Source organism: Ensifer sp. ENS02, from assembly GCF_014851885.1.
GTDB lineage: Bacteria > Pseudomonadota > Alphaproteobacteria > Rhizobiales > Rhizobiaceae > Ensifer > Ensifer adhaerens.
In genome coordinates, this window is record NZ_JACVAO010000005.1 from 413,326 (window position 1) to 437,498 (window position 24,173).

General features: G+C 61.3%; 26 protein-coding genes and 1 pseudogene. 19 read left to right on the top strand and 8 right to left on the bottom strand.

Translation table 11 applies throughout. The annotated features are described in order from the left end of the window. The first annotated feature begins 15 nt into the window (after positions 1 to 15). Positions 16 to 963, top strand: a complete 948-nt coding sequence (locus IB262_RS13595) for a sugar kinase (protein ID WP_034790386.1) — start codon at positions 16 to 18, stop codon at positions 961 to 963. Positions 964 to 994: 31 nt separating this feature from the next. Here the strand turns inward: IB262_RS13595 and IB262_RS13600 are convergent, their stop codons facing one another. Continuing rightward, positions 995 to 1,984 carry a sugar-binding transcriptional regulator gene (locus IB262_RS13600; protein WP_226020752.1) on the bottom strand — a complete coding sequence of 330 codons (990 nt, stop codon included), beginning with the start codon at positions 1,982 to 1,984 and terminating at the stop codon, positions 995 to 997. A gap of 371 nt (positions 1,985 to 2,355) precedes the next feature. Between IB262_RS13600 and IB262_RS13605 the strand changes: the two genes are divergently transcribed. Next, on the top strand, positions 2,356 to 4,404 hold the full coding sequence (locus IB262_RS13605) for a bifunctional aldolase/short-chain dehydrogenase (RefSeq protein ID WP_034790384.1): 2,049 nt from the start codon (positions 2,356 to 2,358) through the stop codon (positions 4,402 to 4,404). Between the two features lie 165 nt (positions 4,405 to 4,569). On the opposite strand, the gene IB262_RS13610 is transcribed toward IB262_RS13605, so the two are convergent. From IB262_RS13610 to alr, 4 genes are all read right to left on the bottom strand, one after another. Next, entirely contained in the window at positions 4,570 to 4,875 is a 306-nt protein-coding gene (locus IB262_RS13610; protein ID WP_034790383.1) for a hypothetical protein, read from the bottom strand. Between the two features lie 276 nt (positions 4,876 to 5,151). Further along, positions 5,152 to 5,532, bottom strand: a complete 381-nt coding sequence (locus IB262_RS13615; RefSeq protein ID WP_034790381.1) for a RidA family protein — start codon at positions 5,530 to 5,532, stop codon at positions 5,152 to 5,154. A 37-nt stretch (positions 5,533 to 5,569) separates the two neighbouring features. Beyond that, positions 5,570 to 6,820 carry a D-amino acid dehydrogenase gene (locus tag IB262_RS13620; RefSeq protein WP_034790377.1) on the bottom strand — a complete coding sequence of 417 codons (1,251 nt, stop codon included), beginning with the start codon at positions 6,818 to 6,820 and terminating at the stop codon, positions 5,570 to 5,572. Between the two features lie 24 nt (positions 6,821 to 6,844). After that, the gene (gene alr, locus IB262_RS13625) at positions 6,845 to 7,975 is read right to left on the bottom strand and encodes an alanine racemase (protein WP_192493664.1); all 1,131 of its coding nucleotides are present in this window, start codon (positions 7,973 to 7,975) and stop codon (positions 6,845 to 6,847) included. Between the two features lie 126 nt (positions 7,976 to 8,101). Between alr and IB262_RS13630 the strand changes: the two genes are divergently transcribed. The 7 genes and pseudogenes from IB262_RS13630 to IB262_RS13660 all read left to right on the top strand — a co-directional run. Next, complete coding sequence (locus tag IB262_RS13630) at positions 8,102 to 8,566, top strand: Lrp/AsnC ligand binding domain-containing protein (protein WP_034790372.1); 465 nt, start codon at positions 8,102 to 8,104, stop codon at positions 8,564 to 8,566. A 351-nt stretch (positions 8,567 to 8,917) separates the two neighbouring features. Continuing rightward, complete coding sequence (ugpB, locus tag IB262_RS13635; protein WP_034790370.1) at positions 8,918 to 10,222, top strand: sn-glycerol-3-phosphate ABC transporter substrate-binding protein UgpB; 1,305 nt, start codon at positions 8,918 to 8,920, stop codon at positions 10,220 to 10,222. 68 nt (positions 10,223 to 10,290) lie between these two features. Continuing rightward, complete coding sequence (gene ugpA / locus IB262_RS13640) at positions 10,291 to 11,172, top strand: sn-glycerol-3-phosphate ABC transporter permease UgpA (protein WP_034790369.1); 882 nt, start codon at positions 10,291 to 10,293, stop codon at positions 11,170 to 11,172. Between the two features lie 7 nt (positions 11,173 to 11,179). After that, complete coding sequence (ugpE, locus tag IB262_RS13645; protein WP_034790368.1) at positions 11,180 to 12,028, top strand: sn-glycerol-3-phosphate ABC transporter permease UgpE; 849 nt, start codon at positions 11,180 to 11,182, stop codon at positions 12,026 to 12,028. After that, positions 12,028 to 13,077: a sn-glycerol-3-phosphate import ATP-binding protein UgpC gene (locus IB262_RS13650; protein WP_034790367.1), complete on the top strand. Its 1,050-nt coding sequence runs from the start codon at positions 12,028 to 12,030 to the stop codon at positions 13,075 to 13,077. The genes ugpE and IB262_RS13650 overlap by 1 nt, the downstream gene beginning before the upstream one ends. Positions 13,078 to 13,299: 222 nt before the next feature. After that, entirely contained in the window at positions 13,300 to 13,530 is a 231-nt protein-coding gene (locus IB262_RS13655) for a hypothetical protein (protein WP_162728863.1), read from the top strand. A 142-nt stretch (positions 13,531 to 13,672) separates the two neighbouring features. Further along, positions 13,673 to 13,846: pseudogene (locus IB262_RS13660) on the top strand (helix-turn-helix domain-containing protein); the annotation flags it as partial. A 38-nt stretch (positions 13,847 to 13,884) separates the two neighbouring features. Here IB262_RS13660 and IB262_RS13665 read toward each other — a convergent pair. Continuing rightward, complete coding sequence (locus tag IB262_RS13665; protein WP_234798806.1) at positions 13,885 to 14,112, bottom strand: AAA-associated domain-containing protein; 228 nt, start codon at positions 14,110 to 14,112, stop codon at positions 13,885 to 13,887. A gap of 206 nt (positions 14,113 to 14,318) precedes the next feature. On the opposite strand from IB262_RS13665, the gene IB262_RS13670 reads away from it, so the two are divergent. Then, the gene (locus IB262_RS13670) at positions 14,319 to 14,525 is read left to right on the top strand and encodes a hypothetical protein (RefSeq protein ID WP_034802023.1); all 207 of its coding nucleotides are present in this window, start codon (positions 14,319 to 14,321) and stop codon (positions 14,523 to 14,525) included. A 196-nt stretch (positions 14,526 to 14,721) separates the two neighbouring features. Here the strand turns inward: IB262_RS13670 and gdhA are convergent, their stop codons facing one another. Then, a complete protein-coding gene (gene gdhA / locus IB262_RS13675; RefSeq protein ID WP_192493665.1) occupies positions 14,722 to 16,068 on the bottom strand; it encodes an NADP-specific glutamate dehydrogenase in 1,347 nt (448 codons plus the stop codon). A 490-nt stretch (positions 16,069 to 16,558) separates the two neighbouring features. Between gdhA and msrA the strand changes: the two genes are divergently transcribed. The 5 genes from msrA to IB262_RS13700 all read left to right on the top strand — a co-directional run bounded on the left by msrA (position 16,559) and on the right by IB262_RS13700 (position 20,549). Beyond that, positions 16,559 to 17,065 carry a peptide-methionine (S)-S-oxide reductase MsrA gene (gene msrA / locus IB262_RS13680; RefSeq protein WP_060520547.1) on the top strand — a complete coding sequence of 169 codons (507 nt, stop codon included), beginning with the start codon at positions 16,559 to 16,561 and terminating at the stop codon, positions 17,063 to 17,065. A gap of 140 nt (positions 17,066 to 17,205) precedes the next feature. Then, positions 17,206 to 18,432, top strand: a complete 1,227-nt coding sequence (locus IB262_RS13685; protein ID WP_034802017.1) for a bifunctional alpha/beta hydrolase/OsmC family protein — start codon at positions 17,206 to 17,208, stop codon at positions 18,430 to 18,432. A 101-nt stretch (positions 18,433 to 18,533) separates the two neighbouring features. Beyond that, on the top strand, positions 18,534 to 19,130 hold the full coding sequence (locus IB262_RS13690) for a DJ-1/PfpI family protein (RefSeq protein ID WP_034802015.1): 597 nt from the start codon (positions 18,534 to 18,536) through the stop codon (positions 19,128 to 19,130). 24 nt (positions 19,131 to 19,154) lie between these two features. Then, the gene (locus IB262_RS13695) at positions 19,155 to 19,505 is read left to right on the top strand and encodes a ribbon-helix-helix domain-containing protein (protein WP_034802012.1); all 351 of its coding nucleotides are present in this window, start codon (positions 19,155 to 19,157) and stop codon (positions 19,503 to 19,505) included. Between the two features lie 159 nt (positions 19,506 to 19,664). Continuing rightward, positions 19,665 to 20,549: a DMT family transporter gene (locus IB262_RS13700; RefSeq protein WP_034802010.1), complete on the top strand. Its 885-nt coding sequence runs from the start codon at positions 19,665 to 19,667 to the stop codon at positions 20,547 to 20,549. 179 nt (positions 20,550 to 20,728) lie between these two features. Here IB262_RS13700 and IB262_RS13705 read toward each other — a convergent pair whose 3' ends face one another. After that, positions 20,729 to 21,187 carry an Rrf2 family transcriptional regulator gene (locus IB262_RS13705; protein ID WP_051659609.1) on the bottom strand — a complete coding sequence of 153 codons (459 nt, stop codon included), beginning with the start codon at positions 21,185 to 21,187 and terminating at the stop codon, positions 20,729 to 20,731. Positions 21,188 to 21,288: 101 nt separating this feature from the next. Here IB262_RS13705 and IB262_RS13710 point away from each other — a divergent pair, with 101 nt between their 5' ends. The 4 genes from IB262_RS13710 to IB262_RS13725 all read left to right on the top strand — a co-directional run. After that, positions 21,289 to 22,254 carry an alpha/beta hydrolase gene (locus IB262_RS13710; RefSeq protein ID WP_034802007.1) on the top strand — a complete coding sequence of 322 codons (966 nt, stop codon included), beginning with the start codon at positions 21,289 to 21,291 and terminating at the stop codon, positions 22,252 to 22,254. Between the two features lie 168 nt (positions 22,255 to 22,422). Next, entirely contained in the window at positions 22,423 to 22,746 is a 324-nt protein-coding gene (locus tag IB262_RS13715; protein ID WP_234798805.1) for a hypothetical protein, read from the top strand. Positions 22,747 to 22,935: 189 nt separating this feature from the next. Then, on the top strand, positions 22,936 to 23,406 hold the full coding sequence (locus tag IB262_RS13720; RefSeq protein WP_034802004.1) for a BA14K family protein: 471 nt from the start codon (positions 22,936 to 22,938) through the stop codon (positions 23,404 to 23,406). Positions 23,407 to 23,650: 244 nt separating this feature from the next. After that, positions 23,651 to 24,173, top strand: a 523-nt coding sequence (locus IB262_RS13725; RefSeq protein ID WP_192493666.1) for a SulP family inorganic anion transporter, incomplete at its 3' end; no start/stop codon positions are given.

Below are 24,173 nucleotides of genomic sequence, written 5' to 3' on the forward strand. Positions count from 1 at the left end.
GAAAGGTTTGAGTGCATGGCGCACGATGTTTCGGTCATCGGACTTTACATTCTCGACATCCTCGGTCGCCCGGTCGATCGCATTCCCGAGGGCGGCAATGTCGAGTTTATCGACGAGATCCGCTTGACGGTTGCCGGTACCGCCGGGGGCACCGTCGTCGACCTTGCAAAGCTCGGTCTCAACTGCCTCGCGGTTGGCGCCGTCGGTGACGACGAGAAGGCCGATTTCGTGCTTTCGACCTTGCAGCGCTTCGGCGTCGATACGGCCGAGATGCAGCGGATCCCCGGCGTTCCGACGTCTGCCACGATCCTCAACATCCGCCGCAACGGCGAAAGGCCTGCTCTTCACGTCCGCGGCGCGTCCGGTCATTTCGAGATCGCAGCCGAAGCGCTCGATCGCGTGACGGCGGCGCCGATTGTCCACCTTGGCGGCACGGGCCTGCTCGACCGCCTCGACGGTGAGCCGAGCCGCGTGCTTCTCGAAGCGGCCAAGGCCAAGGACCGGATCGTCACCTTCGATCTGCTCGGCGCCAGTGAGAAGACGCTTTCCCTCATCCGCCCGCTCTTCCCCTATATCGACTACTTCATGCCGTCGGTGGAGGAGGCCATGCTGATTTCCGGGCGGAAAACCGCCGAGGATGCGGCGCTCTTCTTCTGCGATCTCGGTGTGAAGCATTGCGTTTTCACACTCGGCGGCGACGGCGTCTATTTCATGGATCCGGACCGAAAGACCGTGAAACTGCCGGCCTTCGAGATCGACGTCGTCGATACGACCGGCTGCGGCGACGCCTTCAATGCCGGTTTCATCACCGGCCTGCACCACAAAATGGACACGGAGACATCACTGAAGTTCGCGCAGGCCTCGGCCGCGCTGGTGGCGACCGGTCTCGGTTCTGATGCCGGCATCACCTCCTTCGAGGGGACGCAGGCATTCATGCGCACCGCGCGCGTCAAGGCAAACTGACGGGCTGGCAGGGCGCTCCTGACGGAGCGCCTCAGACCCCTTCGGCCAGCAGCATCTCGGCGGTTTCGATGTCGGTGACAAGGTGAGTGGCGTAGCCGCCATTCATCGTCGCGCGGATTGCCGTTACCTTGTTCGCGCCGCCGGCGACACAGACGCGGCTCGGGATGCGCACGAGTTCGTCGAGCTCGATGCCCACCATGCGATCGTCGAGTTCGCCGCTCACCTGTCGGCCCGCCTCGTCGATGAACCGGCAGATCAGCACCGCGACTGCGCCGTGCGCCTGGTAGGAGTCGAAGTCCTCCTGGCTTGCGACATTGGCCGACCGGATCAGCGTGTCAGGACCGATATCGCCGACGCCGAAAACCAGGATGTTGGTCGAATGGATAAGCTCGAACTGCTTGACGAGCACCGGTTCGGAGAGAAGCCAGCGTTTCAGTTCCGGCGTCGACAGCAGCGCCGGCGCCAAAAGGTTGACGCAGCGCGCGTGAATGCGCTGGGACATCAGCGAGGTACAGAACTCCGGCGAGAATTCGGGATTGGCGATGGAACTACCCGAGACCTGGACGACAGTCAGCCCATCGAGTGCTTCGGCCAGCGAGATCTGGTCGGCGACTGCAAGTACGGTCCGTCCCCAGGCCACACCGATCGTGTCGCCTTGCTTGATCATGTCGGCAAGCAGGCGGGCGCCCGCCTCACCGAGCCGCGTCACCAGCGACGCAGGCTCTCCCGCGGGAATGACCAGCGCTCCTTCGAGCCCGAACTTCTCCTTGAGCTTGCGAGCCACGGCGACGCGTCCGCCGACATCGGTGTTGACGCGGATGGTGACGAGGCCGCGCTCGCGGGCCTCCTGAAGGTAGTTGACGATGGTCGCGCGCGACATGCCGAGGATCTTGGCGATGTCGCTCTGGGTCAGTTGATCGACGTAGTAGAGCCAGGCGGCCCAAACGACCCCGTCATCGAACTCGGGCGGCAACGACTTGCCTTCGCCGATCATCCAACTTGCCCGCGCGCTCTCCGTCATCCGTCACTCCGCTTGATACCGTTTGCGCCACCTCAAACCGGAAAAGCGGCTGCCGTCAAACAAATTCGAACGCTCAATTGACATTTGACACACTATGTTGTCATTTGTTTATGTTCCGTTGTGACGGACGATCGAGAACGGAATCGCGCTTGAGCACGCGGCCTCGAATGTGGCCGCATGGGCAGGCGAGACCGCGGCAGACAGGATCGGACCCGCGCCTCTTCGACGCGGCCCGCGCCAGACGCCGATCCCAAATTTCCCAAGCGGCCCTTCCCGTCAGCCTCCCGTGGCTCGGTGGGCATGGTCCCGCCATGTCATTTTTGTCCGGAGCCGTCGCAGGTGATGTCTGCCGGAAGCTGAGGAGCCTTTGCATGAAATCGAGATGGTCTGAAACCGAATATGCCAGTGTCGTCGACGCCTACGTCCGCAACGGCGTCAACCGCGACCTGGCGATCCGCACCTACACCACGCGCCTGCTCGGATCGGATCCGGAACTGGTGCTGCACGGCGGCGGAAACACGTCGGTGAAGACCACCTTTACCGATCTCGACGGTTCGGAAATTCCGGTTCTTTGCGTCAAGGGAAGCGGCTGGGACATGGGCACGATCGAACCGGCAGGACTGCCGGCCGTCCGCCTGCAGCCCCTGCAGGCGATGGTCGGTTTCCAGACGCTTAGCGACGACGACATGGTCATGCTGCAGCGCCGGTTGCTGCTCGATCCAGCGGCGCCCAATCCTTCTGTCGAAGCGATCCTGCACGCCAACCTGCCGTTCAAGCACATCGACCACACCCATGCCAACGCGATCGTATCGCTGACCAACCAGCCGCACGGGGAAGATATCGTTCGCGAACTCTTCCCCAAGGCGATCATCGTTCCCTATGTCATGCCCGGCTTCGATCTCGCAAAAGCCTGCGACGAGGCCTTCCGCGCCGATCCGACCGCCGACGGCATGATTCTCTTGAAGCACGGCATCTTCACCTGGTCGGAGGATCCGCGCGAAGCCTATGAAAAGATGATCGTGGCGATCGACATGGCCGAGCGCCGCATCGCCAAAGGCAATCCGCGCCCGTTCGTTCAGGCAAAGCAACCGGCAGCGATTGCGTCGGCCGCCGAAATCGCCCCGATCCTGCGGGGCGCCGTCGCCATCGACACCGGTGTCGAAGGCTCTCCGAAGCGCTTCGTGCTCGAACACCGCGCGAGCGAGACCGTGCTCGAGTTCTGCAACGCAGAAAACGCTGCCGATCTCGCGCGCCGCGGCAATGCGACGCCGGAACATGTCATCCACATCAAGCGCTTCGGACTGGCCCTGCCGGCGCCGGTTACCGGAGAAATGGCCACCTGGGCAGAGACGGTGCGCACGGCGGTGGCGGATTACATCGCCGAATACCGCGCCTACTTCGAGCGCAACAACGCGCGTGTTGGCGGCAACAAGAAGATGCTCGACCCGATGCCCCGCGTCTTCTACGTCGCCGGCGTCGGCCTCTTCGCAGCAGGTCCCAGCAAGAAGGCGGCACGCGTCGGCGCCGATGTCGCGGAAGCCACGATCAACGTCATCCGCAACGCCGAGGGCATCGAGAGCTTCGAGGCGCTGTCGGAACAGGATCTCTTCGACATCGAATACTGGTCGCTTGAGCAGGTGAAACTGGCGAAGCAGGTGGAAAAGCCGCTCAGCCGACAGGTCGCGGTGGTGACCGGTGGCGCCGGCGGCCTTGGCCTTGCGATTGCCGAGGCGCTGCGTGCGGAAGGCGCCGAAATCGCCCTCGTCGATCTTGCCGAAGCGGCGGTCACGAAGGAGGCCGCCCGGCTTGGCGGCCTTGGCGTCGCCTGCGACGTGACCAACCCCAAGGCCGTTGAAGCCGCTCTCGCCGGCGTTACCGAACATTTCGGCGGTGTCGACATCGTCATTTCGAACGCCGGCGCTGCCTTCCAGGGCGCCATGATCGAGGTCTCCGACGAACTCTTCGAGAAAGCCTTCGCGCTCAATTTCTGGGGGCATCACTACATTGCCCGGACTGCGACCAGGATCATGAAGGCGCAACGCACCGGCGGCGCGCTGGTGTTCAACGTCTCCAAGCAGGCGGTCAATCCCGGCCCCAACTTCGGTCCCTATGGCACCTCGAAGGCGGCGCTGATGGCGCTGATGCGGCAATACGCCGTCGAGCATGGCGCGGACGGCATCACTTCGAACGCCGTCAACGCCGATCGCATCCGCACCGGTCTCATGACCGACCAGATGGTCGAGGAGCGCAGCCGCGCCCGCGGCATCACACCGGAAGCCTACATGCGCGGCAATCTCGTTCATCGCGAAGTCGCAGCCAAGGATGTGGCCGAAGCCTTCGTGCATCTTGCCAAGGCACGCACGAGCACAGGCGCGGTCATCACCGTCGACGGCGGCAATGTCGCGGCGATGATGCGATAGCCAGATTGTGCGGCCGCGGTGAGCACCACCGCGGCCGTGCCCTGCGATATGAAGAGCATCGGCTCGACCTGCCGATTGTGTCGCCGTGGCGAAGAAAGTTCGACAACGCGACGGCCTAAGCCAACGGACAGCGAAGGTCTACCTGACGAGCTGGCGCCTGGGCTCCTAGATCCCGGAGCCGTCCAGTTCCTGTTCGTCCTCGCCTTCCCAGGGCAGGGGCATCGCGGCGCGATCGAGATTTGCCATGGGCATCGGCATCCAACACTTCAGCTCAGGCTCGGCATACTCGATGATGCGACCGGGCGAGGAATCGGAGGCGCGCCAGCCTTCGGACCCAAACTGATCACCCTTCGACCAATAGGCGAGATCGACTTCCGCGGCGCCTTGTTCGGACGGGCGGATCGTGACGAGGATCCGGCTCCCGTTTTTCGGCGCGCTTGCCATATGACGCCAGTGGTCCGCCTCAGCCATCATTACCCTCCTGCCTTGCTGCACCTCACAAGTTTCGCCTCGGCGCTTAAAACGGTCAACTCATTGTTTGCGTGGGCGAGGGGAGGAGGCAAGGCCAAGCGACAGACCTAGGCAAGCGCGGAACCGGGCTGGGTAATAGATGAGCGGGATGATCAGGTCTTCCTCGCCGTCCAAATGACGAATCCGAACTCGGACGCGGAAACCTGGCCGGCGAGGCTGTCGACCGCCGGCCGGCTTCGCCCGCAGTTCCCGAAATAGCGTCGGCGCCAGCAAACTTTACGGGATGGCGATGACCGCTTCGATCTCCACCTTCGCGCCCTTCGGCAGAGCGCTGACCTCGTAGCAGGCGCGTGCCGGGAACGGCTTGGTGAAGAAGCCCGCATAAACCTTGTTGATCTCCGCGAACTGTCCGAGGTCGGTGAGCAGAACCGTGGTCTTGACGGTGTTGGAAAGGGTCGTGCCCGCTGCGGTCGCAATAGCCCCAAGGTTCTTGAGGCACTGCTCGGCCTGCGCGATCGCGTCGTCCGAGTTGAACTCTCCGGTGGCCGGATCGATCGGAAGCTGACCGGAAACGAACAGGAGGTTGCCGACCTTGATTGCCTGTGAGAAGGGACCGACGGCACCCGGCGCGTCGGTGGTGTGGATTTCCTGGATCATGATCCGTCTCCGAGATTGGTGGTTGATTGGAACACGCTTATGCGTAGCGGGCGATCGCGAGATCGGTGGCGTCGATTTCCGGCTGGCGTCCGCTGACGAGATCGGCGATGACGCGGGCCGAACCGGAACTCATCGTCCAGCCGAGCGTACCGTGACCGGTGTTGAGATAAAGGCCGGCGACCTTCGTCGGGCCGATCACAGGCGTGCCATCCGGCGTCATTGGGCGAAGCCCCGACCAGAAGCTTGCCTTCGACACGTCGCCACCCGGGAAGAGATCGGTGACGGAGTGCTGGAGCGTCAGGCGGCGAGGCTCGCCGAGATCGTTGGTATAACCGGAGATTTCCGCCATGCCGCCGACGCGGATGCGATCGCCAAGCCTGGTGATGGCGATCTTGAAGGTTTCGTCCATAACGGTCGATTCCGGCGCGCGCGAAGCGTCGGTGATCGGGATCGTCAATGAGTAGCCCTTGACCGGATAGACCGGCAGACGGATGTCATGCGGCCTGACGAGGAGAGGGGAGAAGCTGCCGAGCGCCACGACGACGGCGTCGGCCTTGAGCGTGCCATGCGCCGTGACGACGCCCTTGATCCGGCCGCCTTCCACGTCGAGGCTGCGGATGATGCTGCCGTAGTTGAAGCGCACGCCGAGCGCTTCCGCCTTTTTCGCAAGTTCGTTGCTGAACTTGAAGCAGTCGCCGGTCTCGTCCTTCGGCGTCAGCAGGCCGCCGACGATCTTTTCGCGCACATGTTTTAGCGCCGGCTCGACGCGAATGCAGCCGTCGCGGTCCAGAACTTCGTAGGGAATACCGTCGGCGGCGAGCGCCTTGACGTCTTTGCCGGAGGCGTCGAGCTGGGCTTGGGTGCGGAAGAGCTGCAGCGTTCCCTGCATGCGCTCGTCATAGGCGATGCCGGTTTCAGCGCGCAGCGCGGCGAGCGAGATGCGGCTGTAGTCGGCAAGCCTGAGCATGCGGCTCTTGTTGATCGCGTAGCGCCCGGACGTGCAGTTCGAGAGCATCTTGATCATCCAGGAGATCATGGCGGCATCGACCTTGGGTCGAAGGATGAGCGGCGCGTGCTCCATGAACAGCCATTTCATCGCCTTCATCGGAATCCCGGGTGCTGCCCAGGGCGAGCAGTAGCCGAAGGAAACCTCGCCGGCATTGGCAAAGCTCGTCTCCAGCGCCGGTCCGGGCTGGCGATCGATGACGGTGACCTCATGTCCGCTCTTGGCAAGCTGGTAGGCCGAGGTGACGCCGACGATGCCGGCGCCGAGAACGATAACTTTCATGATGTCCTCAAAAGGAAAGGAAGCTCAGCGATACTGCCGTTCGTAGCGATGCCCGAGACCGGTCAGGATTTCGTAGGAGATGGTGCCGGCATCGCGTGCGATGTCTTCGAGTGTCTGGTTGGGCCCGAGGACCTCCACCAGGCTGCCGAGTTGCAGGCGCCCCTCCGGCAAGGCGGAGATGTCGATGGTGATGCTGTCCATCGACACCCGGCCGACGATCGGCAAGCGAACACCGTCGCAATAGACCGCACCCCGATCGCTCAGGCTGCGCGGCAGGCCGTCGGCATAGCCGGCAGCAATGGTGGCAAGCCGGGTCGGGCTTGCGGCGACATGGCTGCCGCCATAACCGACGCGCGCTCCGGTCGGCACTTCACGCGTCTGTACCACCGCAACATCGAGCTTGATGACCGGCTCCATCGGGTTTGGATGACCATCCGTCGGAGCACCACCATAGAGTGCAATCCCTGGCCGAACGAGCACGCCGTGATAGGCTTCGCCGAGGAAAATGCCGCCCGAGTTGGCGAAGCACAGTTCGTATTCCGGAAACTCCGTGGCGATGCGTCGGAGTTCGGCAAGCTGGTTGCCGTTCTGCTCGCTCAAGACATCGTCGGCAGAGGCCAGGTGGCTCATGACAAACTGGATGTCGATCATGCCGCAGGTCCGCAGCATCGATGCGATCGCCGGTCGTTCCTGCGGCGGGACACCGAGCCGCGACATGCCTGTGTCGAACTGCAGCGCCGCGGGAAGGCGACGGTTGAGGTTTACAGCCGCACCGGCCCATTGTCGCAATTGTTCGAGGGAATTGATGACTGGAACGATGCCATCGTCGGCGCAGGCGAGCTCATTGCCCGGCTGCAGGCCATTCAGAACGAAGATCATCGCATCGCGGGCAAGCTGAGGTCGCAGGCGCCGAGCTTCCACGAACTGGGCCACGAAGAAGTGCCGGCAACCGTGGTCATAGAGGCGCGCCGCGACCCGGTCCGCGCCAAGCCCATAGGCATCCGCCTTGACGACTGCTGCGGCCCGCGCCGGCGCAATTTCAGACACAAGCCGGTCGTAATTGCGAACCAGCGCCACAAGATCGATCGTGAGGTAGCCTGAGGCGCCGCCCTTGATCGCTTTCTGCTGCGTATTTTCCCTGACTGCGCCGTCCATGGCCGAGCCTCCCAACTTGTCCGGAGGGTAGTGAAACGATCGCAGAATTGTCGACGAATTGTCGATTGATCGTTGCGTGGATTCGTGATCTTTGAATGAAACAGCGACGAATTGGAATAATCTGCAATGCCCGCGCTCGACACCATAGACCGCAATATCCTTCGGCTGCTGCGCCTGGACGCGCGCCGGAGCAATGCCAGCCTCGCGACCGAGGTCGGGCTCTCGCCATCCGCTTGTCTAAGGCGGATAAAATTGATGGAACAGTCCGGCGTCATCCGCGGCTATACCGCCCTGGTGGACACCTCGAACGTCGAGGCCAGCATTGCCGTTATCATCAACATCACGCTGGACCGCCAGACGGAGGACTATCTCGACCGGTTCGAGGCGGCTGTACGAAGACATCCCGAGTTGCGGGAGTGTTTTTTGATGACCGGTGGATCGGACTATCTCCTGCGCGTCGAAGTCGCCAATGCCGGCGAGTTCGAACGCATCCACAAGGAGATTCTCTCGGCTTTACCGGGGGTCTCCCGGATCCATTCGAGCTTTGCGATCCGCAACGTGCTCGCGACACGTCCCAAGGCGCGTCGATAGGCTGCAGTGTCAGAACCCCGGCGGCCGCCCCTAGCAGAGCAGGAGGGCGACAGGCATCAAGGCGAGGAGGCGGGCAAGTCCATCGGCCGCAAGTCGGTCGCGCAGGCTGTGGGTGGTTGGCGATTTGTATCTCGCCCGGGACAATTGTGCCTCCAGCGTTCATATATGAAACAGAACGAATATTCCGAAGGCGGAAATTTGCGAATTCTGCATTCTATTTTCTCTTGCAGGTTCGTTATCGTTCGTTTTTAATCAGCGCACTTTCGCTGCGAAAGTCAGGCGCGACTGATTGAGGAGGATCAACGCGACTGAGCACCGAGACTTGTCGTCTCAATATTGGGAGGAACCGCCATGAGAGTTTTGAAATGGACGCTTGCGGCCACATCTGCAATCTCGATCTTCGCCGCCTCGAACGCCTTCGCGGCAACGGAGCTTGCCTGGTGGCACGCGATGACGGGCGCCAACAACGAAACCGTTGAAAGGCTTGCCAAGGAATTCAATGAAAGCCAGTCGGATTACAAGATTGTCCCCGTGTTCAAGGGCACCTATGGCGAGACCCTGAACGCGGGTATCGCCGCGTTCCGCTCCAAGCAGGCTCCCGCCATCCTGCAGGTGTTCGACGCCGGCAGTGGCGTGATGCTGGGCGCGGAAGGTGCCGTGGTCCCCGTGGCGGAGGTGCTTAAGAAGGGCGGCTACGAGTTTAATAAGGACCAGTATCTGCCGGGCATCGTCGCCTACTATTCCAAGGCTGACGGGACCATGTTGTCCTTCCCCTTCAACTCGTCGTCCCCGATTCTCTATTTCAACAAGGACGCCTTTACGAAGGCTGGTATCGATACGGCCAAGCCGCCGGCCACCTGGCCCGAGGTCTTCGAAGCGGCAAAGAAGATCAAGGCGAGCGGCGCGGCAAATTGCGGCTTCACCTCGACCTGGCTGACCTGGATCCAGACCGAAAACTTCTCGGCCTGGAACAATGTGCCCTACGGCACAAACGAAAACGGGCTTGCCGGGCTCGAAGTGGAACTGAAGATCGACGCGCCGCTCTTCGTCGACCACTTCCAGTCGATCGCCGACCTCGCCAAGGACGGCACCTTCCGTTACGGCGGTCGCACCTCGGAAGCCAAGCAGCTGTTCATGTCGGGCGAGTGCGCTATCCTGACGGAATCCTCCGGTGGCCTCGGCGACATCGTCAAGTCGGGCATCAACTACGGTGTCGGCGAGCTTCCCTACTATGAGGGCCATGGCCCGCAGAACACCATCCCGGGTGGCGCAAGCCTCTGGGTCTTCGCCGGCAAGAGCGATGGCGAATACAAGGGCGTGGCCGAGTTCTTCCATTTCCTCTCGAAAACGGAAACCCAGGCCCAGCTTCACCAGGTTTCGGGCTACCTGCCGGTCACGCTTGCAGCCTATGAGGAAACCAAGAAGTCCGGCTTCTATGAAAAGAACCCGGGCCGCGAGACGCCGATCAAGCAGATGATGGGCAAGGCGCCGACCGAAAACTCCAAGGGCGTCCGCCTGGTCAACCTTCCGCAGGTTCGCGACATCCTCAACGAAGAGTTCGAAGCGATGCTTGCCGGCCAGAAGGATGCCAAGACCGCGCTCAGCGAAGGTGTCGTGAAAGCAAACGCAGCGATCAAGACTGCAGTCGGAAACTGACCCCCAAAACGAAATGTCCGCATCGCCGAAAGGCGGTGCGGACCGGTCTTTGATGGGGAGGGGAGTCCATGCAGTCCGTCGTGTTTCCAAACAAGGTGCTGCCGTATCTTCTGCTGGCACCTCAGATCGTCTTGACGGTCATCTTCTTTTTTTGGCCCGCCAGCCAGGCGCTCTACCAGTCGGTGCTTCGCGAGGATCCGTTCGGCCTTAAATCCGGCTTCGTCGGTCTCGCCAACTTCCGGGCAATCCTTGCCAACCCGGACTATCTGCATTCGCTAAAGGTCACCGTGGCCTTCAGCCTTGCGACCGCGCTGTTGTCGATGGCGCTCGCGCTGCTGCTCGCCACGGCGGCCGACCGGGTGGTGCGCGGGCGCAACGTCTATCGCACGCTGCTAATCTGGCCCTATGCGGTTGCCCCGGCTGTTGCCGGCATGCTGTGGCTGTTCATGTTCAACCCGGCAATGGGCACCTTCTCTTACATTCTGCGCCGCAATGGCTTCGCTTGGGATCCGCTGCTCAACGGCAATCAGGCGATGTTTCTGGTGATCGTGGCGGCAGCCTGGAAGCAGATCAGCTACAACTTCCTCTTCTTCGTCGCCGGCCTGCAGGCGATCCCGAAGTCGCTGATCGAAGCGGCAGCCATCGATGGTGCCCGCGGCACTAAACGGTTCTGGACCATCGTCTTCCCGTTGCTTGCGCCGACGACGTTCTTCCTGCTCGTCGTCAACACCGTCTACGCCTTCTTCGACACCTTCGGCATCATTCACGCGGTCACAGGCGGAGGCCCCGCCAAGGCCACGGAGACGCTCGTTTACAAGGTCTATAACGACGGCTTCGTCAATCTCGACCTCGGCAGTTCGGCAGCCCAGTCGGTGATCCTGATGATCATCGTCATTGCGCTGACGGCGTTCCAGTTCCGCTTCGTCGAGAAGCGGGTCCACTATTCGTGAGGCGCAGATGATCGAGAACCGTCCCATATCAACTGCGATAAGCCACCTGATACTCGTCATCGGGATCATCATCGTAGCGCTGCCGATCTACTATACCTTCGTCGCCTCAAGCCACAGTTCGATCGAAATCGTGCGGCCGCCCATGTCGCTGGTGGTCGGAGATCACCTTGTCGAGAACTATCGGGAGGCGATCGGCGGCGGCGTCGAGCGTGTCGTCGGCGTCAGCCTCGAGCGGCTGTTGTTCAATTCGACGGTCGTGGCGATCGCGATCGCTGTCGGCAAGATCGTCATCTCCTTCCTGTCGGCCTTTGCGATCGTCTTCTTCCGCTTTCCGCTGAAAATGCTGTTCTTCTGGATGATCTTCATCACCCTGATGCTGCCGGTCGAGGTGCGCATCCTGCCGACCTACAAGGTGATCGTCGATCTCGGCTTGATCGACACCTATGCGGGGCTGACGCTGCCGCTGATGGCGTCGGCAACGGCGACGTTCCTCTTTCGCCAGTTCTTCCTGACGATACCAGGGGAGCTGGTGGAGGCCGCGCGCATCGACAATGCCGGTCCGTTTCGCTTCATGAAGGATATCCTGCTGCCGCTCTCGGCAACGAACATCGCGGCGCTCTTCGTTATCCTCTTCATCTATGGATGGACCCAGTATCTCTGGCCGCTGCTCGTCACCAATGACGCGAAGATGAACACAATCATCATCGGGCTCCGGCGGATGATCGATTTTACCGACGCCTCGACGCCTTGGAACTATGTGATGGTGACGGCGATCCTTGCAATCATCCCGCCGATCGTCGTGGTCGTGCTGATGCAGCGCTGGTTTGTCAAAGGTCTTGTGGAGACAGAAAAGTAATGGCTGAAATTACCCTGAATGACGTCCGCAAGACCTATGGCACGGTGGAAGCGATCAAGGGCGTTTCGCTCGAGATCAAGGACGGAGAGTTTGTCGTTCTTGTCGGGCCGTCCGGCTGCGGCAAGTCCACGCTGTTGCGCATGATCGCCGGGCTCGAGAACATCAGCGGCGGAGATATCCTGATTGGCGGGCGTCGGGTCAACGACGTCGAGCCGGCAGAGCGCGACATCGCGATGGTCTTCCAGAACTACGCGCTCTATCCGCACATGACGGTGCGCCAGAACCTTGCCTATGGGCTCAAGAACCGGAAGACACCGCCGGCCGAGATCGACCAGCGCATTGCCACGGCCGCAAGGACGCTTGAAATCGAGCCCTATCTCGACCGCAAACCACGGCAGCTTTCGGGCGGCCAGCGCCAGCGCGTTGCCATGGGGCGGGCAATCGTTCGCCAACCCGCCGCGTTTCTGTTCGACGAACCGCTCTCGAACCTCGATGCCAAGCTGCGCGGGCAGATGCGCATCGAAATCAAGCGGTTGCAGCGCTCGCTCGCAACGACGAGCGTCTATGTCACGCATGATCAGATGGAAGCGATGACGCTTGCCGACCGGCTTGTCGTCGTCAGCGCCGGCCGCATAGAGCAGGTCGGCACGCCACTGGAGCTTTACGAGAAGCCCGCGACCACCTTCGTCGCCACCTTTATCGGCTCGCCCTCGATGAACCTGCTGCACGGCAAGGACATGTCGGCGGGCTGGTCGCTTGCCGCAGATGTGACCAGGCCGACTGGCGATTACACGCTGGGCGTCCGTCCGGAAGATATTTCGCCGATGTCAGCCGATGCTCCAGCGCGAGCCTTCGAAGCGACGGTGCGCATCGACGGCATCGAGTTGGTCGGAGCCGAAAGCCTCATACACGGTCGCCTCCAAAACGGCGACGAGTTGGTTTTTCGCGTTTCCGGGCGCGCGCGCAACGAGATCGGTGACGAGGTGAAGGTCGGGGCGAGCACCGAAGCGCTCCACATGTTTGATGGCAGTGGGAACCGGCATGGATGATGGCCGGAAGGTCAGGGGAAGATGTTCCGGCAGAACTTCCTGTCCACCCTTAAAAATCGGCGAGAGCTATCCGGCGCTGAGTAGCGGGAGCCCGATTTGCGCCCGCCTGGTCGATAGCCAGTCTTCCAGAATACGATCAACGTGATCGGCGCCGGGCCTTCGGAGTTTGATCGCAGCAGGTTTAGTTTGCCGCGCCTCGGATCAAGAAGCCGAAGGTGTCATGTGAGCGGCCTCGAGTTGCCAAGCGCGGCAAGACGAGTGTGCGCCAACAGTCGGCATGTTTTCGTCGGCAAAGCGGTGTTGCGGGTTTTCAAGGCCGAAGCCCCGCCGCTCCAGCCGAAGAATGCAGCAGTCACCGTCCGGCTGGATTGTCCAGTGCAGCTCGAAATCAGCAACCGTGTAGACCAGCGTCTTGCCGGGATCGACCTCGATGACAAGGCACGGAACCGCTAAAGCGGCCCAAATGGGTGTTCACGAATGAGTTCCATAATGTATGTTATGCGACTTAAATCTGTAGCCGCAAAGTTAAAGTGTCCTGATCCTGCAAAGTTGGAATGTCACTCTCCCCGGGTTTTGATGACCTGGGAGATTGCGGATGGGATTGATTGCGATGAGCGAGCGCGATCTGCAGCGGATTGAGGTTTTGTCGAAGGTGATCGCCGGACGCATGACGTTGGTGTCGGCGGCACATGTGCTTGAGCTGAGCACCCGCCAGGTTCGCCGGTTGCTGGAGCGGATCAGCACTGGCGGTGCGGCGTCGATCCGGCACCACGCTATGACCGTGCGCACCGCATGTTCGGCATCTTCCTAAGACATGTAGTTTTCGAGCTCCCCTGAAAATCGGGTAAAGGGCGCGTGGTGACTCGGTCGGTCGTCGAGCGCGCGCCGGATGAGCGTTGAAAGCGGGACGTAAGCTAAAAGATGCTCCGCAAACAGGCGCTTACGATTGTCGACTTCAGCAGCGCAACGGAGGCCGACGTCTCTCAAAAGATGACCCGAAGCCTCTGATAAGGCAAGGCAATTGCAAAGCGGCATTGACTGCGGATTGACAGTCGACGGAAATGGGCGGATAGCCGGGATGCCATTTTAAGGCTTCAAAGCACCCTGCAACCGGTTCTAGGGCTTTGGCAGCGATGCCGTTGACGGTTAGATGGGCCAAACCGATTATGAAGCCGACCCCGGGCTCTCGGCCGCCCGGCAAAGCCACAAGAATTCTTCCACACGGACAATCAGAGGAAATCATGGAAACGGTAGAAATCAGCGATCGTAACGACTTTGCCCTTTGGGCCATTCAGCGCGCTCAGGAAATCGTGACGGGAGAAGGCGCAGCCTTCGCAATCGCAGCCCAGGGCGCAGACGAGGAAACCCTGTCGCAAACCGCGGCCGCCCTCGGCCAGGCGATCAGCGATGCCATGCTCGAGGTTTTCGACGGTCTCGTCGCTTCATAAATTCTATCTGCGCCGATTGGCTCTTGCTACCGTCTCGCAGCCCGGACCAGCCAGCAGCGTGGTATGGCCTCCCCATAGGATCGCGCGCCATGCTCACGAAACTAGTCGTGACCGGTGGTACTACAGTCTCAGCCCCAAGAGCTTCGACGAATTACTGAAGGAAGCCAGCGCAAGCCGGCTCCCTCCAGCAGAAGCATTAGATGACGCCGAGCGCGTCCATCGCTTCGGCGACCCTCACAAAGCCGGCGATGTTGGCTCCGAGCACATAGTCGCCGGGGTTCCCGTATTCCTCGGCGGTCTCGGCGCAACGGTCGTGGATCGACCGCATGATAATGGCAAGCCGTGTTTCGGTTTGCTCGAACGTCCAGCTGTCGCGAGAGGCATTCTGCTGCATCTCCAGAGCCGATGTCGCAACACCGCCCGCATTGGCGGCCTTGCCAGGGGCAAACATGACCCCTGCATCCTGAAAAATGCGAACCGCTTCCGGGGTCGACGGCATGTTTGCCCCCTCGCCTACTGCGATGACGCCATTCTTCACCAGAGTGCGGGCATCCTTGCCCGTGAGCTCGTTCTGGGTCGCCGAGGGCATCGCGACATCGCAAGGAACGTCCCAGACGGAGCCGCCCTCGACATAGTGTGCCCTGGAACCTTTCAGCCTGGCGTACTCGGATATCCGCTCACGGCGAACCTCCTTGATCTGCTTGACCAATTCAAGATCGATACCGTCCTCATCGACGACATAACCGTTGGAATCGGAGCATGCGACGATCTTGCCACCGAACTCCGCGACCTTTTCCATGGTGTAGATAGCGACGTTTCCGGATCCCGATACGGTCACGCGCCTGCCTTCGAAATCGAGGCCCTTGGTGCTGAGCATCCGCTGGACGAAGTAGGTCGCACCGAAGCCCGTTGCCTCCTTGCGTGCGCGCGAGCCGCCGTAAATCAGCGCCTTGCCCGTCAGCACCCCGGCCTCATACCGGTTGGTGAGCCGCTTGTACTGGCCGAACATATAGCCGATCTCCCGGCCTCCGACGCCGATATCGCCGGCAGGAACGTCCGTGTATTCGCCCAGGTGTCGTTGGAGCTCGGTCATGAACGACTGGCAAAATCGCATGATTTCCCCATCCGTTCGCCCTCTCGGGTTGAAGTCGGAGCCGCCCTTGCCGCCGCCGATCGGCATGCCTGTCAGGGCGTTCTTGAAGGTTTGCTCGAAGCCGAGGAACTTGATGATCCCGACGTTGACGGAAGGATGAAAGCGTATCCCGCCCTTATAGGGCCCAAGTGCGGAGTTGAATTGCACGCGGAAGCCGCGGTTGATCTGTACCTGCCCGGCGTCGTCGACCCAAGGCACCCTGAAGATGATCTGCCGCTCGGGTTCGCAGATCCGTTCTATAAGGGCCTGTTCCGCATAGCGCGGATGCTTGGCAATGACACGCCCCAGACTTTCAAGCACTTCCCGTACGGCCTGGTGAAATTCCAGCTCGCCGGCGTTGCGCCTCAGCACTTCCGTTAGAATTGGTTCCAGCTTCTCATCGACATTCAAGATGGTTCTCCTCATGCGCGCAGGTTCTTAGGCGCAGACCCCTCGCGCATTAACGGAAGCTGGGCGGCAAGTGAAGATTTATTTCCCGCGGCCATGCAATTCTTGATTGCTTACTTGGGCGCCGTTTTCCTTGGGAAAACAGGTTACCGCGCACCTGGAATGCCGATGGCGAGCTGAAAGGCTGCAGCCCGTGGAAGCGAGGCAGCCGCCCGATAGAATGGATTGCTCGCCCCGACAGCAAACTAGCGCGCGCATCGTCACCGTTGCGGTTGCATAGGAAGGAGAGCTAACTCGCCCTTCCCGCGATCCTGACGGGCCGCGTGCGCTTGCGCGTCCAACTCGACACGTGCTGAGCCAAAACGCGGATTGGAACCGACCTCCTGATCTTGGCAGCAGGAGTTCCTATATTACAGTCCATCTCCCGCGCTGGCCCGCAGCCAGTGGGAGACAAAGCGAAGACGCGCTCACGAACCAGGTGGAGGATATCTGAATGACCGAGAGAGCTGTTCTGGCCGGCGGTTGCTTCTGGGGAATGCAGGATCTGATCCGCAGGCTCCCCGGCGTCACCGGCACCCGTGTGGGCTATACCGGCGGCGACGTGCCCAATGCGACCTATCGCAACCACGGTACCCATGCCGAGGGCATCGAGATATTCTACGATCCGGCGAAGACCTCCTATCGGCGGATTCTGGAGCTGTTTTTCCAGATCCACGACCCCACCACGAAAAACCGTCAGGGCAACGACATCGGCACCTCCTATCGTTCGGCGATCTACTACGTCGATGACGAACAGAAGCGCATTGCCGAGGACACCATTGCCGATGTGGAAGCCTCTGGCCTGTGGCCGGGCAAGGTAGTGACGGAACTGGAACCCGTTGGCGACTTCTGGCAGGCGGAGCCGGAGCACCAGGATTACCTGGAGCGCTATCCGAACGGCTATACCTGCCACTTCCCGCGTCCGAACTGGGTGCTGCCGCGACGGTCCGCCGCGGAGTAACAAACGCCCCGGCGAGCGTCTGGCGAACCGTGTCCGCATGCAGCCGCCAGGTTCGGCGGACATGGACGCCGGCCGCATCATTCGAATTCAGGACAGTCGTTGCGACCTTGGGATGATTGTTCTCCTTCCTGGAGCATCACATGAACTTCAACAGTCAAAGACTTGAATTTACCGGGCATTCCGGCGCTACCCTTGGCGCCAGACTCGACCTTCCAAACGGCCCGGTGCGGGCCTATGCGGTTTTCGCCCACTGCTTCACCTGCTCCAAGGATCTGGCGGCGGCGCGTCAGATCTCGGCCGAACTCGCGCGCGAAGGGATCGCGGTCCTGCGCTTCGATTTCACCGGCCTCGGATCAAGCGAGGGCGAGTTCGCCTCGACCAACTTTTCGTCCAACATCGCGGATCTTCGTTCGGCCGCCGACTATCTACGGCTACACTTCGAGGCGCCGTCGCTCCTGATTGGCCATTCGCTTGGCGGTGCAGCCGTCTTTGCGGTTGCCAACGAAATTCCGGAAGTTCGCGCCGTGGCCACGATCGGCGCACCCGCGGACGTCGGCCATGTGCTCAAGAACTTCGGAGCGAGCCTCAAGGAAATAGAGGAAAGTGATGCCGCCGAAGTCGATCTTGCCGGTCGCAAATTCCTGATCAAGAAACAGTTCGTCGACGACGCTTGCGCCCAGCGCCTTCATGAGGCTGTGGCCACGCTCAGGAAACCCGTTCTCATTCTCCACGCGCCGCTGGATCAAACGGTCGGCATCGAAAACGCCAGCGACCTCTTCCAGGCGGCCAAACATCCGAAGAGCTTCGTTTCGCTGGACAAGGCCGACCATCTGCTCACCGATCCTGCCGATGCCGCCTACGCCGCCCGGGTGATTGCGGAGTGGCTGAGCCGCTATCTCGTGGCCGACACTCCGCAGGGCACGGAGCCGGTGGAACAGGTCCAGGTGACGGAAACGGGCGAAGGCAAATTTCAGAATTCGGTTCAAGCCGGCAGGCATCGCCTCTTTGCCGACGAGCCGCAAAGCGTCGGCGGGTTCGATTCCGGGCCATCGCCCTATGACTACCTGTCGATCGGGCTTGCTGCCTGTACCTCCATGACGCTGCGCCTCTACGCCGACCACAAGAAGCTGCCGCTCGGGCGCATCAAGGTGGAGGTCTCGCATTCCAAGATCCATGCGCGGGATTGCGAAGACTGCGCTGCAACGGAGCGCGCCGACAGCGGGAAGATCGACCGGTTCGAGCGGGTCATAGCGATCGAGGGCGAGGTCGCAGACGAGCTTCGCTCCAAGATCGCCGAGATTGCCGACAAGTGCCCGGTCCATCGCACTCTGGAAGGGATCGCCAAGATAACGACGGCCGTGAAATAGTCCGCGGCCCTGCCCTGAATTTTCCTTTGTAGTATTCCGCTAGTACCCGTTGCCTCAGCCGGATTGCTAAACTCCGCCCATTGGTTTTTGGGAGGAAACAAATGGCAAACTCGAAAATTCTGATGATCACCGGTGATTTCACCGAAGACTATGAAACGATGGTTCCGTTTCAGACCTTGCTCGCCTGCGGCCACACGGTGCATGCCGTCTGCCCCGGCAAGAATGCCGGCGAGACGGTTGCGACCGCGATCCATGATTTCGAAGGCGACCAGACCTATTCCGAAAAGCGCGGCCATAATTTTGCGCTCAACGCCACCTTCTCCGCCATCCGCGCTGAAGATTACGACGCGCTGGTCATACCCGGCGGTCGCGCGCCCGAATATCTGCGTCTCAACCCGGATGTCATCAAGGCTGTCCAGCATTTCTTCGCGGCGGGAAAACCGGTGGCGGCCATCTGCCACGGCGCACAATTGCTGGCGGCGGCCGGCGTGTTGAAGGGCCGCACCTGTTCGGCCTACCCGGCGTGCCGTCCGGAGGTCGAACTTGCTGGCGGCATTTATGCGGATATTGCGATCAGCGACGCGGTCGCCGACGGCAACCTCGTTACCGCGCCGGCGTGGCCCGCCCATCCGTCGTGGCTGCGCCAGTTCATGGCTGTGCTCGACGCCTCGGCCCTGTTACAAACAGACGCCGCCTGAGAAGGCGGCCACGGGAGGGGCGAGATGTGCGAGTTGTTCATAAAGGCGGATGCGCGGCTCTGGGAGAGCACCACCCGGTCGCTGCGCATCGATGGCATGGTGACGAGCGTCCGGCTGGAGAACTTCTTCTGGTCGAAGCTTGAGGAGATCGCGCGGCGCGATCGTATGAACGTCACGCAGCTGATCACCAAGCTGCACCACGAGTCCATCGATGCCGGGCATGATCTCGGGAACTTCACATCATTCCTGAGGGTCTGCTGCGCGCGCTATCTCGACCTGCAGCTGTCAGGCGACATTCCGACGGATGTCAACCAACCGATCGCCGGTCTGAACGCTCCGGCGATCCTCACGCGCAAGCAGGAAAAATATCATTGAGCTGCGGCAGGCTGCCCCCTTCGCGGGGGCAGTCCCGGCTCGACGCGCCCCTCGCCTGCTGCCGCGGATCCAGGATCATCAAACCGAATTCGTTTGGTTCAAGCCCCGGCGACAAGACTATGCTATTCAGGGGGCCAGCGATTCTGAGTTTGTAGTGCAATGAGCCCCAAGACCCGCGGTTATCTGTTTGCCTTCCTTGCCATTTGCATCTTTGCTGGCCAGGACGCCATCACCAAGTATCTTGGCGACCGCTACCCCGCTTTGTTCATCACGATGATCCGATTCTGGGCGTTTGCGCTCTTCGTGTTCGCTTTCGCCGCCTCGTCATCGGGTGGACTTCGCAAGACCGCTCACACGCGCCATCCCTGGCTGCAGGTCGTGCGAGGCCTGCTGCTCGTCGCCGAAATCGTCGTCATCGTCATTTCCTACGTTCACGCCGGGCTCGCCATGAGCCAGTCGATCTTTCAGGCGACACCACTGATCATCACCATCCTCTCGATCCCTCTTCTCGGGGAGACCGTGGGATGGCGGCGCGGTGCGGCCATTCTGATCGGTCTGATCGGCGTTCTGGTGATCATCAATCCCGTCAACGTGCACTTCGACATGTCGCTGCTTCTGCCGCTCGCAGCCTCTGTGCTTTTCGCGCTTTACAGCATTGCCACCCGCGCCGTCAGTCGCGAGGATTCGGCCGTCACGAGCCTCTTTTATGCCGGTGTTGTCGGCGCCGTGGCGATCTCGCTGGTTGGCCCGTTCTACTGGACAGAGGTGGTGCCGTCCGATTGGTTTGCCCTTGCCGCGCTTTGCGTCTGTGGCACCCTCAGTCACTTTTTCCTCATCAAAGCCTACGGACTGCTGCCGGCAGCCGAAGTCCAGCCGGTTACCTATTTCCAGCTGGTCCTCAACGTGATCTTCGCCGTCATGCTCTTCGGCGAGACGATCACTCACAACATGATCGTCGGCGCGCTCATCGTCGTCGGCGCCGGTCTCTTCACGATCTGGCGCGAGCATCAGCTGGCGAGACGGTCGTCGGTATCGCGCGCCTAGTCCTGCTCGCTGACGGGCCGCTCAGGCGCCGCCAGCGTCTTTCGAAGGCCGAGATCAAGCCGCTTGTCCTGCCGGACGATCATGCAGAGCCGCCGGCTCAGTTTTTGGCGAAAGGGCCTGACCACAAGCTCGCTCGATGCTGCCGCTTCGCCTGTTCATCGCCCACATGCATGGCGCCTTCAGGCTTGATGATCCAGGTGCGTTGCCCGCTGAGACCCCGCAGCATCCTTCATCGCACGCTCCGCAATCGTTGAAAGCCTGAGTTCGGCAAACTCCTGCAGCAGGGTCCGCTCCGCTTTTTCGAAGGCGTCCACCAGCGCCGCATTCGCTGCGCGCTCCACCGGGCAGGTCGGATGGTCCTCGGACACGCCTGCCGCCAGAACCTGCCCATCGTCCAGCGCCCGCTGCACATCGAGCACCGTCAACTCCCCAAGCGGCCGCAGAAGCGCCCAGCCCCCTCCCCGGCCGCCTTCGGAACCGACGACACCCTTGCGCTTCAACGCCCCCATCGTCCGGCGAACGACCACCGGGTTGGTGTTCAGCATCTTGGCGATGGTCTCTGACGTCTCCCGTCCCCCGAGCAGTGCCATGTGTATGAGCACATGGATCATCCGCGCCAACCGGCTGTCTTGCTTCATTCGACACCCCATAGCGTAACACTATAAGTTACGCACTCTTGACGCCACCTGTTTCCGTAACTTATACAAGTACGGTATCAGGGTGTCGAGAAGGAACCAAGATGCAGGCCCAGACAATCCAGACCCGAACCATCCGCATGGGCTTTATCGAACGGGGAAACGGCCCGGCCGTTCTGCTCTGCCATGGCTTCCCGGAGACCTCCCATGCCTGGCGGCACCAGGTAGCGGCACTTGCGGAGGCGGGCTTTCGCGCGATCGCGCCTGACATGCGCGGCTACGGCCTCTCGGAATGTCCTCCATCGGTCGACGAATACAGCGTGTTTCACATCGTCGGCGACATGATTGCTCTGCTGGATGCCCTCGACCTATCAACGGCCATCCTCGTCGGTAACGACTGGGGCGCGACCGTTGCCTGGCAGGCGGCACATATGCGGCCCGACCGTTTCTGCGGCGTCGTCGCCATGAGCGTGCCGATGATGGGCCAGCCGCCCGTTCCGCCGACCCGGATCTTCCCGCGGACCGACGAGGCAGAATTGTACACGCTCTATTTCCAGGAGCCTGATGTCGCCGAGGCGGAGCTAGAGCGTGACATCGGCCAGACGCTGCGAAAGATCCTCTTTGCGGCTTCCGGCGACGCGGGCGCGCGACAGGCCGGAGACCAGACACCCAATCCGTTCGGCATGGTATCGCGCCGGCATGGACTGCTTGCGCCGCTGCCCGACAGCATGCCCGACTGGCTCACTGCTGCAGACCTCGACACCTACATCAGCGCCTTTGCCACGACCGGTTTTCGCGGAGGGTTGAACTACTATCGAAACCTCGATCGCAATTGGCAGCTGCAGGCCGCTTTCGCCGGCGTAAAGGTCGAAATTCCTGCCCTGTTCATGGTCGGCGAGCGCGACACGGGCCTCACCATCCCCGGGATGCGCGAAATTGTCGATGCAATGCCGCCCCTCGTCCCGCAGCTCAAGGAAAGCATCATCGTGCACGGCAGCGGCCATTGGCTGCCGCAGGAGCGCCCCGATGTCGTGAACGAGGTTCTCATCCGGTTTGCCCGGAATGTTTGAAAGCCACGTGATCGACGAGCGAAGGACACCCCCTATCCCCCGAGACCAAAAAATGCATGATCGCACACGCAAAACGTGTTGATCCAAGGGGTGCATCTCGATGAAACGGGTGCGGCCCGGGCCCTCATGAGACTTAAATCCAAACTTAAAGTATTCTCAGGATTCCTCATGAAAACCTTTCGATATCTCTTTTTGCCCGTAATCGTTGTCGCCTTGTCGGCTTGCACCACAACCTCCGACGATTCCCGGCAGCAGGCGCTATCGATCACGGCGCGCAGCGGGGTGAAGACGCTCGTCGCCAAGAACTGGCATATCGACGATAACTGCAGCCAGATCGACTATCCGGCGATGACGATTGCGGAGAAGCCCAAGCATGGCCACCTGGAGATTGTCCACGAGGCGGTCTATCCGAAACTGGTGGGCAAGCAGTCAAAATGCGCGACAACCAAGGTGAATGGCGTCGTCGCCTACTATACGCCGAACCCCGGCTAAACCGGCCGCGACCGGCTTGTCATTCGCTCCCCCTATGAAGACGGAAAGATCGAAGAAGGCGTATTGAGCGTGACTGTCGTCAAATAGACAGCCGCTTGGTCGGGCGGCGGAAGCACCCTGGAAAACGAAGTGCCATCGAACCGGTTCCGCGCTATAATCGGGTGCGGGGTGGAAAGAAGGTGAAGCCAAATGAAGAGGCTAGCAATCTTTGCCTTGTCACTGGCGGCGGTGGCTACGAGTGTTCCGCCGGCCATGGCATTTCCTCCAGCCGTTACGGCGGAGATCGAGGCATCTCAAGTCCAACCGGTTCAGTACAGGCACCACGGCGGCGGCTATCACGGCGGCTACAACCACGGGCATCACCACGGCGGTGGCGATGACTGGGCATGGGCGCTCGGCGGATTGGCAACCGGCGCGATCATCGGCGGGCTGCTCGCGCAGCCTCGCTACTATGGCCCGGGCTATTATGACGAAGGCTATTACGGCCCGACCTATTCCGCCCCGCGCTACTATGCGCCGCGCTACTATCGCCAAACCTATTACGGAGGCAGCGCCCACACCCGCTGGTGCTACGCTCGTTACCGGTCCTACAGGGCCTATGACGACACGTTCCAGCCGTATTACGGTCCGCGGCAGGCGTGTGTCTCCCCCTACTACTGAAGCGTTAAAGCTCAGCTGACACGGGCTTCATAACTTCGTGCAGATCCCTCGGTCCGGCACTTGCCGGATCGACGCGGCAGGCCACCTCTAATTGTCTGCAACTTTTATTCTTTTTGTCGAAGCCGATGAAAGGAAAGTTTTGCAACCCTAATGTACGCAATGGTAGAGTGCAGTGTTTGCGCTACCCGCGCAGCCTGATTTGTAGCGTTTAGAGCACTTTAAGAGGCCCCCGGGGACCGTCAGCATGCTGAACCTGCCTCGCCTGCCGCTTCTGGACAACCTTAAGGGGTATCAGGGAAGTTGGTTGCGCAGCGACATTTCCGCAGGCGTCGCCATTGCCGCGGTCGGATTGCCGAGCGCCATCGCCTATCCCGCCATCGCCGGGCTGCCGCCCGAGACGGGCCTTTATGCGAGCATCACGCCGCTTGTCGCCTACGCCCTTTTCGGTCCGTCGCGGCAACTGATCGTCGGACCGGATGCGGCGACGATGACGGTGCTGGCGGCCGTGCTGACGACGGTCTTCGCCTCCTCTGCCGGTAGCGCTGACCGCGTAACGGCGGCGGCCCTGCTGGCCCTCATCGTCGGCATGCTCTGCCTGATTGCACGCCTCGTCCGTCTCGGCGTGCTCGCGACCTTTCTGTCGCGCCCGATCCTCACAGGCTTCTTTGCTGGAATTTCCCTCTCGATTCTGGTTGGACAGATCAAGCGCGTCACCGGCGTCCAGATCGAGTCGGACGGGCTGATCAGCCCTATTCTCGAACTTCTGA

Excerpts from the sequence above, each read along its gene's own strand:
- IB262_RS13595 (WP_034790386.1), top strand. The coding sequence starts at position 16 with ATGGCGCACGATGTTTCGGTCATCGGACTTTACATTCTCGACATCCTC.
- IB262_RS13600 (WP_226020752.1), bottom strand. The coding sequence starts at position 1,984 with ATGACGGAGAGCGCGCGGGCAAGTTGGATGATCGGCGAAGGCAAGTCG.
- IB262_RS13605 (WP_034790384.1), top strand. The coding sequence starts at position 2,356 with ATGAAATCGAGATGGTCTGAAACCGAATATGCCAGTGTCGTCGACGCC.
- IB262_RS13610 (WP_034790383.1), bottom strand. The coding sequence starts at position 4,875 with ATGGCTGAGGCGGACCACTGGCGTCATATGGCAAGCGCGCCGAAAAAC.
- IB262_RS13615 (WP_034790381.1), bottom strand. The coding sequence starts at position 5,532 with ATGATCCAGGAAATCCACACCACCGACGCGCCGGGTGCCGTCGGTCCC.
- IB262_RS13620 (WP_034790377.1), bottom strand. The coding sequence starts at position 6,820 with ATGAAAGTTATCGTTCTCGGCGCCGGCATCGTCGGCGTCACCTCGGCC.
- alr (WP_192493664.1), bottom strand. The coding sequence starts at position 7,975 with ATGGACGGCGCAGTCAGGGAAAATACGCAGCAGAAAGCGATCAAGGGC.
- IB262_RS13630 (WP_034790372.1), top strand. The coding sequence starts at position 8,102 with ATGCCCGCGCTCGACACCATAGACCGCAATATCCTTCGGCTGCTGCGC.
- ugpB (WP_034790370.1), top strand. The coding sequence starts at position 8,918 with ATGAGAGTTTTGAAATGGACGCTTGCGGCCACATCTGCAATCTCGATC.
- ugpA (WP_034790369.1), top strand. The coding sequence starts at position 10,291 with ATGCAGTCCGTCGTGTTTCCAAACAAGGTGCTGCCGTATCTTCTGCTG.
- ugpE (WP_034790368.1), top strand. The coding sequence starts at position 11,180 with ATGATCGAGAACCGTCCCATATCAACTGCGATAAGCCACCTGATACTC.
- IB262_RS13650 (WP_034790367.1), top strand. The coding sequence starts at position 12,028 with ATGGCTGAAATTACCCTGAATGACGTCCGCAAGACCTATGGCACGGTG.
- IB262_RS13665 (WP_234798806.1), bottom strand. The coding sequence starts at position 14,112 with ATGCCGCTTTGCAATTGCCTTGCCTTATCAGAGGCTTCGGGTCATCTT.
- IB262_RS13670 (WP_034802023.1), top strand. The coding sequence starts at position 14,319 with ATGGAAACGGTAGAAATCAGCGATCGTAACGACTTTGCCCTTTGGGCC.
- msrA (WP_060520547.1), top strand. The coding sequence starts at position 16,559 with ATGACCGAGAGAGCTGTTCTGGCCGGCGGTTGCTTCTGGGGAATGCAG.
- IB262_RS13685 (WP_034802017.1), top strand. The coding sequence starts at position 17,206 with ATGAACTTCAACAGTCAAAGACTTGAATTTACCGGGCATTCCGGCGCT.
- IB262_RS13690 (WP_034802015.1), top strand. The coding sequence starts at position 18,534 with ATGGCAAACTCGAAAATTCTGATGATCACCGGTGATTTCACCGAAGAC.
- IB262_RS13695 (WP_034802012.1), top strand. The coding sequence starts at position 19,155 with ATGTGCGAGTTGTTCATAAAGGCGGATGCGCGGCTCTGGGAGAGCACC.
- IB262_RS13700 (WP_034802010.1), top strand. The coding sequence starts at position 19,665 with ATGAGCCCCAAGACCCGCGGTTATCTGTTTGCCTTCCTTGCCATTTGC.
- IB262_RS13705 (WP_051659609.1), bottom strand. The coding sequence starts at position 21,187 with ATGAAGCAAGACAGCCGGTTGGCGCGGATGATCCATGTGCTCATACAC.
- IB262_RS13710 (WP_034802007.1), top strand. The coding sequence starts at position 21,289 with ATGCAGGCCCAGACAATCCAGACCCGAACCATCCGCATGGGCTTTATC.
- IB262_RS13715 (WP_234798805.1), top strand. The coding sequence starts at position 22,423 with ATGAAAACCTTTCGATATCTCTTTTTGCCCGTAATCGTTGTCGCCTTG.
- IB262_RS13720 (WP_034802004.1), top strand. The coding sequence starts at position 22,936 with ATGAAGAGGCTAGCAATCTTTGCCTTGTCACTGGCGGCGGTGGCTACG.